Source organism: Streptomyces sp. NPDC020299 (assembly GCF_044387825.1).
Classification (GTDB): Bacteria; Actinomycetota; Actinomycetes; order Streptomycetales; family Streptomycetaceae; genus Streptomyces.
Map to the genome: position 1 here is coordinate 523,330 of NZ_JBIRWL010000005.1, position 10,091 is coordinate 533,420.

The following is a 10,091-nucleotide window of genomic DNA, read 5'->3' on the forward strand; positions in this document are numbered from 1 at the left end:
TTGCCACGGATCCGGCCGAAACTGACGGCCGCCCGGGCCACCACCGTGGCGAGCAGTGCGGCCTCAGCTTCCCTGATGTCCATGATCACAGGGCAGGCCGCTCTCGGCGGCCCGGCGAAAGACGTCCCCGCACGTGAGAGACGGCGCTGGCGAGCGTTCGGTGAGGACGACCAGTGCGTGGCGCACTTCCGTGCTCAGCCGAGTCAGCTGGAGGCTGTACTGTCCGCCGCGGTAGGTGTACAGGCGGAAGACCTTGACGGCCAGTTCGTCGCGGTCGTCGGCGAAGGTGCCCGGTAGTCCGGCAAGGAGTTCGAAGTCCTGCTTGCCGATCGCCGCTTCAGCCATGGCTCTGAGGGGCAGAGCATCGAACCCTGCGGCAGGCACGGAAGCGTCCACCGCGACAGCATGGGCGGCCAGGGCCGCGAAGACCTCGATCAGCCGCTCACCCACCGCCGTGTCGATGCCCCAGGCGGGCAAGTGCTCGCGGCGACGAACCTGACGCCATGACTCCTGATCCACCAGCGGCAGCAGGAAACGGCCCAGGAGCGCGCAACGAACCCACAGCATGTTGTGGTCCGAGGTCATGGTCGATCCTCTCTGCAGCGAGTGGAAGGCCTGCGGCTGAGGACCGACCCGACTGCCGCTGGTCCTTCCAACTTCTCACTACGTGCAGGGCACGTACGGACACGGGGCAGCTCTCCGTACCGCTGTCCCGGGGAGTCGGCCGAGCCCACGAGATTGTGAGGGGACGCCGAATCCTTCGTGATGACGGTGACGTCAGCGGGTTCGCGTGCAGCGGCCAATCCGCCGGCGTCGTCTGGACGGGCACGGCGAACAAGATCCCCGACAGCGTCGGGCACTCACGGTCGAGCCGGTCATCGTGCTCTCGCTGGTGCCGGTGTTGATCGGGGAGGCCCACCGTGCGCGAGCGCTGGCTGGCCGCCGGGCGCAACCGCACGGCGACGCCCAGGCCGGTGCCGGGTGCAGGGTGATGATGCCGCCGGAGGCGTCGACGAGGTGCCGGGCGGGGAGACACGCAGGGCGTTGGCGACCAGGTTGTCGATGATCTGCTCCAGCGCCCCGGGGATCACCCACACCTGCCCCGCGGGCGGGCCGGTGATGTCGATGGTCACGTACTGCTCGGCGGCCACGGTTCTTACATCGCGACACGGTCGGCGAGGGCGGCGTCCAGGTCGACGGGTTCGGGGGTGGTGGCGGTGTTCTCCAGGCGGGCCAGGGCGAGCAGCCCCTGCACCATGCGGCCCAGGCGTGCTACCGCCCGAGCCCTTCGGTGAGGGGGCCGGCGATTCGGTCGTCGTCTTCGATGAGCAGCAGGCGCATTGCGCAAGGCTCGCACAGCTGTGCCACGGGAATTGGGCTGGTCACGGGAAGCCGCCTGGACCTTGGGAGTCGTACGGACGGGAGCTGACGCGGGTGTTGCCCGGCCGGTCGACACGGGGGAGTGCTGAGCGGCCGGGCGGCGGGAGCGAGGCGGTGACGATGCCGGCCGTGGGGAGTCAGTCGTCGGCGTGGTCGCCGTCCTCGCGTCCCTGCTCCTCCTCCCCGTGGTCGTCGTCACCGCGGTCACCGGTGACGGGCGGCACGGCGGTCTGCGCCGGCGGGGTGGCCGTGTCGACAGTGCCACCGGGCGGCTGGGCGGGGAGCGTCGCCTCGGGCAGGAGCGAGGGGGCACCAGGTGACCTGGGAGCGGAGACCTGAGCGGTGCCGCCGGGGCTCGGGTCGGAGGTGACCGTGTCGCTGACCGTGGACAGGGCCAGGCCGAAGCCGCTGAGGGGGACGACCGCGGCGACGGCTGTCAGGGCCGACCGGTTCCGTACCGCGGTGTGCCCCTGCCTGCTCTTCTCCCGCGCCCGACTGCGCCGGCTCCCGACGGCCTCGGCTTCCAACTCCACGTCGGCGGCCGTGGCTTCGGCGGGCGCGGCCGAGCAGCCCTGGGAGGGCCAGGCGGGGGAGGGAGAAAGCGAGGGATAGTCGAAGGCGTCCTCCTCGAAGCGGTCCCCGTAGCCTCCCTGCGCGGATTCGGAGATCGAAGGCCCCAGCATGGCCGTCACCTCGGCGTCGGACAGCGGCGTAGTGGCGTCCTCATGCTCGCTCGGCACCTGTTGCTCCCTTCCGACCGGTCGACCCGCGCGTCTCAGCCGTCGTTCTCCTCGGTGCCTTCCTGCTTGGTGCCGGTCACCTTGAAGGACTTGTCCAGGTACACCTCGACCGACGTGCCGTCTGCCTTCTTCACCTCCACCGCGTACATGCCGGGCTTCTCGGCGTCCTCCTCGGACTTCACGACGGTGCCCGGGTACTTGGCGAGCGCGGCGGCCTCGGCCTTCTGCTTGACGTCGCCGGTCAGCGGCGGTTCCTTCTTGTCATCGGTGTCACCGGCGGCCTCGCCCGCCGCGTCGGCACCGCCCGTGCCCTGGGCGGCCTGCTGGGTGTCCGACTTCGAACTGCCGGAACCGGAGCTGGAGTCGGAACCGCCACCGCAGGCGGCGAGGGCGAACATCAGCACGGCGGCGGGAGCGGCAAGGAGGGCACGGCGGGGCAGGGCGCGCATGAACTGTCTCCAGAATTCCGGGGATGCGGTGATCCAGGAGCCGGACCACCGGGGGACGACAACGACCTTAGGAAGATGCTGTCGAGAGCCAGCCCAGCAAACGCAGAGCACAAGCCCAGGAGATATCCAAAGTTTCGCCACCGATATCAGAACACGGTGAACCATGCTGGCAGCACACGGCGTTGACCACCCGCGGCTCAGTGCGCGCGGGACAGCTTGACCTCGAAGACCGTGCCACCGCCTGGGGTATCGGTCGGGGACAGAGTCCCGCCATGTTGCTGGGCGACATCCCGGGCGATGGCCAGGCCCAGGCCCGCGCCGCCCTCGTCGCGGCTGCGGGCCTCGTCCAGCCGCACGAAACGTTCGAAGACGCGCTCACGTTCCGGCGGAGCCACGCCGTGACCGTCGTCGGTCACGATGAGGATCACGGCGCCCGGTTCCGTGTTCACGGTCACGGTGATCGCGGTGCACGCATGCCGCTGGGCGTTGTCCGGCAGGTTGCCCAGCACCCGCCCGACGAGGTCGCCGAGCACGCCGAACCGGTGGTCGCCGCCGACTGGCTCGCCGAAGTGGCCGGCGGACCAACGCAGGGGACGTCCGAGAGCGCGGCCGTACATGGTGCGGCCTTGTCGGCGCGGGGTCTGGTGCGACCGCGCACCGGGCGGGCGAGGCGCCTTCGGCCGCCTTGCTGGAGGATGACTGCCCGGGCGACCAGGATCGTGGCGATGACTGCTGCAGCGGTCAGCGCGGTAGCCGCATGCTGATCGGACATGGCTGTGAGGGGTCCTTCGTAGGTACTGGTCGGAAGGCGGAGGGCCGGTATTAGTGTCCTACCGGCCCTCCCGCCTCCTCATGCGCGTCAGCCGGGCCAGGTTCCGGTCATGCAGCGGACGCCGGTGGCGCCGGCGCGGTCGACTGCCGCTTTGACTCCAGCGAAGATCGCGCCTTGGAGCGTGGCGGCGAGCAGCACCTCGCGTCAGGAGCGGTCTTCGTCGGTGGCGTCCGGGGCGTCCTCGTCGTGACCGAGGATCTTCCACGTCTGCTTGAACAGCGCTCCCGCGGTCATGCCCCTGACGGCACCGAGCGCCAGACCGACCGGCTTGTAGGCGATCGTCGATGGCTTCACCCGGCTCACCCCTTCCGGCGGAAGGTCAGCCACACCACGGCGGCCACACCCGCTGCCGCCAGCAGCACTTTGCGGTTGTCCCGCGCCAGCCGCGCCCCCTGGGCGGTCTTCTCCCGCACCGGCTCGGGCGCCTTCTCCTGCCACAGTTGACCGGCCTGGGCGGCCTTGGCCCGGGCCTGCCCGGCAGCCTGGGTGGTCTTGTCCTTGACCGGATCGGGCAGTCGGTCCTGTGCCTGGTGGGCCAGGTCGGCGGCCTTCGCCTTCAGCTCCCAGGCCTTGAGGGCGGCTTGTTCCTTCAGCTCGCCGGCCTTCGCTGCAGCCTGCTCCTTGACCTCGGTAGCCTTCTCCTGGGCGCGCGCCTTGACGTCGGTTTTCGCCGCGAGCGCCTCGACCGTTTCTCCGAGCTCGGTGCGGGTCTGCTCGACCTGCTCGCGCAGCTCGTCGGGGCTGGAGGCGGTGGGCTCGTCGTGAGGCGGCTGGGTCATCGGTGCGCACTCTCCTTGATCTCGGCCACGTCGGCCTTCACGTTCTCGGCGGTCTGCTCGGGCGTGGGCGGCGCGGCCTGGTCGACCTGCTTCTTTCCACTCATGGCCATCACTGCGGCGATCACACCCAGCACCGCTGTGACGATCAGCCCAGCCGCCCACACCGGCAGCGGCACCGCCAGCGCGGCGATCGCGGTGGCGACCAGCGCCTGTGCCATGAGGAAGCCGACGACGCCGGCGCCGCCGAAGAGGCCACCGCCCTTGCCGTAGTGCTTGCCCTTCTCCTTCATCTCCGCCTGCGCCAGGCGCAATTCGCCGCGCACCAGCTCGGTCAGCTGCTGCGAGGCCCGCTGCACCAGCTCGCCCACCGGCTCCTGACCGGAGGGGTCCGTGCTCTGGCCGGATTCGGCGTAGTGCGGCTGCGTGCTCGACACGGCGATCACCTCCCATTCCTTTGCTTCCTGTAAGCCGGGCTCAGCCATGCGCCCGACCATCCGATGAGGGCGCGAGTACCCCGAGCAGGCGAGTTCAGGGCGGTCGGTATGGCCGGCGTGTCTGCCGGCTCTCGCCAGTCCCATCCGGCTCCAACCTGCTAGGGGGTGTTTCGAAAGTCCCGCACAGCACCCACGGCGCCCGGCACGCACTCTCGCCGCACCGGCCAAAAACCCAAGTACGTCCAGTACGAGGGCTTTCGTCCGGCACGCCGAGAGCACGCACCGGACACCGCGGGCACCGCACAGGACTTTCGAAACACCCCCTAGAGCCAGTGGCGCAGGATCAGGTGCGGAGCGTGACGGGTGAGCCAGGCGCTGGCCAGGCCGATGACGGCGCCGGTAGCAACGTCGCTGGGGTAGTGGGCGCCGCTTTGCACCCGCTCGAGCGCCACCAGGGCAGTCGGCAGGGAACACACTGCGCTGGCGGCAGGCCACGTGGATGCGACGGCAGCTGTGAAGGCGACCGCGGCGGCGGTGTGTCCCGAGGGGAAGGAGGAGGAGCTGGGGCGGTCGTCGACCTCGTCGTGGGGGAACCACTCCTTCGGTGGCCGGGGCCGGTCGGCCAGCTGCTTGCACAGGCCGTTCGAGACCAACTGCGCCATGACCAGGGCGGCCAGGCCGGTCGCCGCCGCCTTACGGCCGCGCCATCCGCCCAGCCATGCCACTGCGGTGGCGGCGCTGCACCACAGCTTCGTGCTCTCGGCGGTCTCCTCCACCGCTGAGAGCACCTTGCCGACGCCGGGCGAGATGCGGGAGGCCGCCTGTTTGGGCAGCGACCGATCAGCGGCACGCAACCCCGCCAGAAGCCTCATGAGGGGCAAGTATCCCGAGGTCACCGACATACACCCAAGATCATCGGGTGGCGGGTCACACCTCGTCCAGGCGGCGCCGGTCCTCCTCGTCCCACTTCCGGGTGTCGCGGGGCTGGGTGTACGGCTCGCTCTCGGCCGGATGGCCGCCGGCGATCGCCCGCTGACGTACCGTCTCGGCATCGAACTCCAGGCCCAGCAGGATGGCCAGATTGCTGATCCACAGCCAGACGAGGAAGACGATGATGCCGGCCATCGTGCCGTAGGTCTTGTTGTACGAGGCGAAGTTCGCCACGTAGAACGCGAACCCGGCGGAGGCGATCAGCCAGATCACCAGGGCCAGGAAACTGCCCGGGGTGACCCACCTGAAGCCCTTCACCCTGGCGTTCGGGCTGGCCCAGTACAGGATCGCGATCATGAGGGTGACCAGAACCACCAGAACGGGCCACTTGGCGATCGACCACACCGCCAGCGCCGTGTCCCCGATGCCCAGCGCGGCACCGGCCTGCCCGGCCAGACCCCCGGTGAACACCACGATCAGCGCACTGACCACGGACAGCACCATCAGCACGACCGTCACGCCGACCCGCACCGGAAGGACCTTCCACACCGGGCGTCCCTCGGGCATCTCGTTCTTCTCGCCTTCCCTGTGTCCGCAGGGCAGGTAGGCGATGCCTCTGCCTTGGGGGCAGTGATTATTCATATGCGCGTGCCCGGGCTGGCCCGGGGATCTTGTAGCCAGAGTGCCCCTTGGCGTGCGTCTCGGCCCTTGTCCTGTGTCAGCTGGTCGCGGTGGTATGCAGGTGGTGCAGGGCGACCAGAACGACTGTGTTGCCAGGGCCGTTTGTACCGTCGCTTGCCGAGGCGGCGGGCGCGGGGCCGAGTCCACCGGGTGTCCGGCCGCCGGCCTTACGGGGTTTCCCACCTTGAAGGCCGTATCGGCCCCGGAGCGATGCCCCTGGGACCCCCTTCGCCGACTGCGCGCCACCCGGCACAAGCACCCTCAAACCCCCAGGCCGCTGCGCAATTCCGCCACTTCTGGCGTGCGAGCGACCCCAGTTCCCCCCTGTGCGACTAGTAAGGCCCCCGGATCCGCAGCCGAAGGACCCCCACGCCTCCTCGGCCACGGCGAGCCTGTGGGCGACCACGGAACCAACGCCGCAGGAGGACCAACGTGCGCCGTCCACTCGTCGCCACCACCGTGACATCCGTCGCTCTGGCCTTATGCACCCTGGCCATCACGCCGGCCACGGCCGTACCGGCCGACAAGCCCCAAGTGCTCGCCGGTTGGACACAGACCAGTGCGAGCAGTTACGACGCCTGGGCCGCCGCCCGGACCAACCAGGACGCCTGGAGTGCCTACGCCTTCGACTGGAGCACCGACTACTGCTCCTCATCCCCCGACAACCCCTTGGGCTTTCCCTTCAAGATGGCCTGCGCCCGTCACGACTTCGGTTACCGCAACTACAAGGCAGCAGGGACGTTTGCGGCCAACAAAACTCGCCTGGACAGCGCCCTCTACGCTGACCTGAAGAGGGTCTGCACGGCCTACAGCGGCGCCAAACTGACCGCTTGTAACGCGACCGCCTGGACCTACTACCAGGCTGTCGACAAACTGGGCAGCTCCCCGGCGGCGGGCTGACCGACCCTTCTCTCTGCCTGCGGCCCGTCACCGTCCGCACTGCGGATGCGGCGACGGGCCGCCCCGGCTTCCCCGACGGCATCATGGGTCCGGAGCTGATGGAGACCATGCGGCCCAGGCGGAACGCTTCGGCGCCGATTCGGGTGAGCGGCCGAATGCTGCCGGAGTGGCGTGGGGCGGCCGCTCTACTTGAACCAGTAGCGGACTACGGCGTCCATCACGCCATGCTCCGCATCGCCCGCCTACACAACACAACCTCACCCCCACCGGATAGACGCCCCAGAGTCGGGGAGCTGTGTCCGAACGCGTTGGAAGATCACTTACGGGACAACTCGTAGCTTCAGATCGGTGGTGCGGCCTTCGTCGACGGGGAGCGTCGTGGCGGGGAGCCAGGACAGCGGCATCGCCCCGGACCGGCGACACACCTTCCTCAGTCGCTGTGATCCGCCGGCGCGCCCCCGGGGCGGGAGCATCCTACCCGGGCGTTGGTGCCGCCCCGTCGGTCAAATCGTCGGATCGCAGCAGGCGCAGGAACGCCTTCACCCCCGCGATGATCTCCTGGTTGTCCGTGAGGCGATTCACCGTGGACTCGAACTCACGGCCCAGCGCGGCGATCCGGCGGTCCGTTCCCTCCGCCCGGTCGTATGTGCTCAGGGCCAGCGCGTCCACGGTGCGGCGGAGTTCGGCGAGGGCCTTGTACTGTTCCTCCGCCTTCTCCTCCAGGACCCGGGTTCCGGCCTCGGCGCGGTCCAGTCGGGCACGGAGTTCCACGACGTCGTCCCGCGGGTACTTGACCTCCTTCAGGAGGGTGCCCAGGCGGCGGCGGAGCTGGCCGAAGTAGGCGCCGGCCGGGCGGAAGAAGGTGCTCAGGAGGAAGAACGCGGCGAACCAGTAGCCCGTGAACTCGCCCGTCGCCCAGGTGACTGCCACGACGACCGCCGCCGTCAGGATGTGACCCGCTACCGCCGCCCGGAGCATCACGCGGGCTATCCGCGCCGCTTCCGTATCCCGGGCCTCGGAGATCTCCATCCCCTTCTCCCGGCTCACCGCGATTTCGGAGAGCACGGCATGCGCGCGGAAGTAGAGGTTCCAGGGGAGGGTCAGGAGGAGCATCAGCCACAGCAGGCTCAGTGCGCCCGCTCCGACGGCGAATACCACGACCGGTGGTGCGCCCGCCACGTAGGCGAAGATCAGCGCTCCGGCTGCCGCCACCACAGCCAGCACTGCCCCCAGAAATCTGCCCATGCCCCCGACTCCTGTCCGTATGTCCCTCGACACGGCCCATCGTCCCCGGGGAGGTGCGGCTTGGCATGAGTAGGCGTACTCAGCGCGGACAGTCGGCCGGGGACGGGGAGGGTGGGGTTCTTGGCGGTGGTGGTAGGCGGGACGGGGAGGTGAAGGAGATGAGGAACAGGGTGGCGCCGAGGGCGATTCCGTCCTTGGCGTCTGTTTTGCCCTCGCCGCGGTAGCTCTCAGAGGCGCGATGCAGGGCCCGGCCGGAGATGTAGCGCACCAGCTAGCCGAGATCGCCGTCCAGGCCGCCGACCGACAGCGCACCAGCCTCCCTGGAGAGAAACTGGCTGCCCAGTTGGTGCACACATTGGCGAGGGAGGTGATGGCCCTCAACCAGCGGATAGCTGAGCTCGACAAGGCTATCGAGGCACAGTTCCGCGATCACGCCACCTGTGAGGTGATCACGAGCATGCCTGGCCTGGGCATCATCCTCGGCGCCGAGTTCCTAGCAGCCACCGGCGGCGACATGGCCGTCTTCGGCACCGCCGACCGTCTCGCCGGCTTCGGTGGTGTCGCTTCGGTGCCTCGCGACTCCGGAAGATCGGCGGCAACTTGCGGCGTCCGCAGCGATACAACCGCCGTCTCCAACGGGTCTTCTACATCTCGGCGCTGTTCAGCATCCGGCACTGCCCCGAGTCCCGTCAGCTTTACGATCGCAAGCGGGCCGAGGGCAACACGTTCGGGCCTTCGCCGAGATGCTGACCGAGCGCCAGGGCGAACGGCTCCCGTAGTGGCCCGATGCCGTCCGCCAGGACGACCTGCCCAGCCTCCATACCCTCGCCGCCGGCATCGAGCGCGACCGCGACGCCGGCATCGTTGGCCTCACCCTGCCCTGGAACTCCGGCGTCGTCGAAGGACACGTCAGCCGCATCAAGATGCTCAAACGGCAGATGTTCGGCCGCGCCGGCTTCGCTCTTCTCCGTAATCGCGTGCTACCGGCGTGATGAGACCTTGCCCGGTATCGCAATCGGAGGCGATCATGACCGCTTTGAACAGTCGGCCCCAAGGGAAGACACCCCGTAGCAGTGATCCTCAACCGGAATGGGCTGAGAGGGTGTGCCTGCAGACTGTTGACGCGGACGGCGCCATGCAAGACGTCATCATCCAGGTCAGCACCCCCTCCGCAGCGCTGATCGAGCTTCTTGACGATCGCTTTCGAACCGTCATCAGAGGGACTGACTACCTCGACTGCCTCATCCGGCTCCCGAGGCAACTGGAGCGTGAGGGCCGTCTACTCTGCTGCCAGGGGGCTCGTCCCGACGTCCACCCCTCCGGGCAGTTGCGGCAATTCACTAACGGGCGGCAAGCTTATGTACTCCCCTGTGACGCCCAGAACGAAGCTCCTGCAACAGTCGATATCTTCGCCCGAGCGCTCCCTGGCGACGTCGTGAATCTCGAGGACCAGCGCATATCAGTTGTCAGCTACTGGAACGCTCGGCACCCAAGAAATCGAATCCGACCGTGCCATGGGCCCCGGCCACTCACCGTGTGTCCGTCACGGAAGTTGAGCCAGAGCCTGAGAACTGACACCGGTGCGGGATGGGTGAACTCTTTGTCGCCGCGCTGCGCGGCCCTTGCTAAGAGGTCATCTCATTTGGTGGCTACATGTGGGGACTCCGCGACAAGTTGAGCCATCTCGCGCAGGCGGTGCCAGTACTCAGGGGCGTCCGCTT

General features: G+C 68.8%; 9 protein-coding genes and 4 pseudogenes. 2 read left to right on the forward strand and 11 right to left on the reverse strand.

The genetic code is table 11. From position 1 onward, the window contains the following. Nucleotides 1-63 precede the first annotated feature (63 nt). From ACH45E_RS16740 to ACH45E_RS16780, 9 genes and pseudogenes are all read right to left on the reverse strand, one after another. A complete protein-coding gene (locus tag ACH45E_RS16740; RefSeq protein WP_361438267.1) occupies nt 64-585 on the reverse strand; it encodes a hypothetical protein in 522 nt (173 codons plus the stop codon). A 932-nt stretch (nt 586-1,517) separates the two neighbouring features. Further along, entirely contained in the window at nt 1,518-2,120 is a 603-nt protein-coding gene (locus ACH45E_RS16745; RefSeq protein WP_361438265.1) for a hypothetical protein, read from the reverse strand. A 35-nt stretch (nt 2,121-2,155) separates the two neighbouring features. Next, nucleotides 2,156-2,569: a peptidase gene (locus ACH45E_RS16750; RefSeq protein WP_361438263.1), complete on the reverse strand. Its 414-nt coding sequence runs from the start codon at nt 2,567-2,569 to the stop codon at nt 2,156-2,158. 197 nt (nt 2,570-2,766) lie between these two features. Then, nucleotides 2,767-3,087, reverse strand: a pseudogene (locus ACH45E_RS16755) (sensor histidine kinase); the annotation flags it as partial. 341 nt (nt 3,088-3,428) lie between these two features. After that, a pseudogene (locus ACH45E_RS16760) lies at nt 3,429-3,695 on the reverse strand (DUF4235 domain-containing protein). Between the two features lie 5 nt (nt 3,696-3,700). Beyond that, entirely contained in the window at nt 3,701-4,180 is a 480-nt protein-coding gene (locus ACH45E_RS16765; RefSeq protein WP_361438261.1) for a DUF3618 domain-containing protein, read from the reverse strand. Continuing rightward, the gene (locus ACH45E_RS16770) at nt 4,177-4,548 is read right to left on the reverse strand and encodes a phage holin family protein (RefSeq protein WP_361439121.1); all 372 of its coding nucleotides are present in this window, start codon (nt 4,546-4,548) and stop codon (nt 4,177-4,179) included. The genes ACH45E_RS16765 and ACH45E_RS16770 overlap by 4 nt, the downstream gene beginning before the upstream one ends. Before the next feature lie 389 nt (nt 4,549-4,937). Then, nucleotides 4,938-5,486 carry a phosphatase PAP2 family protein gene (locus ACH45E_RS16775; protein ID WP_361458257.1) on the reverse strand — a complete coding sequence of 183 codons (549 nt, stop codon included), beginning with the start codon at nt 5,484-5,486 and terminating at the stop codon, nt 4,938-4,940. 55 nt (nt 5,487-5,541) lie between these two features. Beyond that, nucleotides 5,542-6,114, reverse strand: a pseudogene (locus ACH45E_RS16780) (YihY/virulence factor BrkB family protein); the annotation flags it as partial. A 570-nt stretch (nt 6,115-6,684) separates the two neighbouring features. Between ACH45E_RS16780 and ACH45E_RS16785 the strand changes: the two are divergent. Next, entirely contained in the window at nt 6,685-7,125 is a 441-nt protein-coding gene (locus ACH45E_RS16785) for a phospholipase (protein WP_399040879.1), read from the forward strand. Between the two features lie 474 nt (nt 7,126-7,599). On the opposite strand, the gene ACH45E_RS16790 is transcribed toward ACH45E_RS16785, so the two are convergent. Continuing rightward, nucleotides 7,600-8,370: a hypothetical protein gene (locus ACH45E_RS16790; RefSeq protein WP_361458263.1), complete on the reverse strand. Its 771-nt coding sequence runs from the start codon at nt 8,368-8,370 to the stop codon at nt 7,600-7,602. A 262-nt stretch (nt 8,371-8,632) separates the two neighbouring features. On the opposite strand from ACH45E_RS16790, the pseudogene ACH45E_RS16795 reads away from it, so the two are divergent. Continuing rightward, nucleotides 8,633-9,090, forward strand: a pseudogene (locus ACH45E_RS16795) (transposase); the annotation flags it as partial. On the opposite strand, the gene ACH45E_RS16800 reads toward ACH45E_RS16795, so the two are convergent. Further along, complete coding sequence (locus ACH45E_RS16800) at nt 9,066-9,278, reverse strand: hypothetical protein (protein ID WP_361458266.1); 213 nt, start codon at nt 9,276-9,278, stop codon at nt 9,066-9,068. The pseudogene ACH45E_RS16795 and the gene ACH45E_RS16800 sit on opposite strands and share 25 nt — an antisense overlap. Nucleotides 9,279-10,091: the final 813 nt, after the last annotated feature.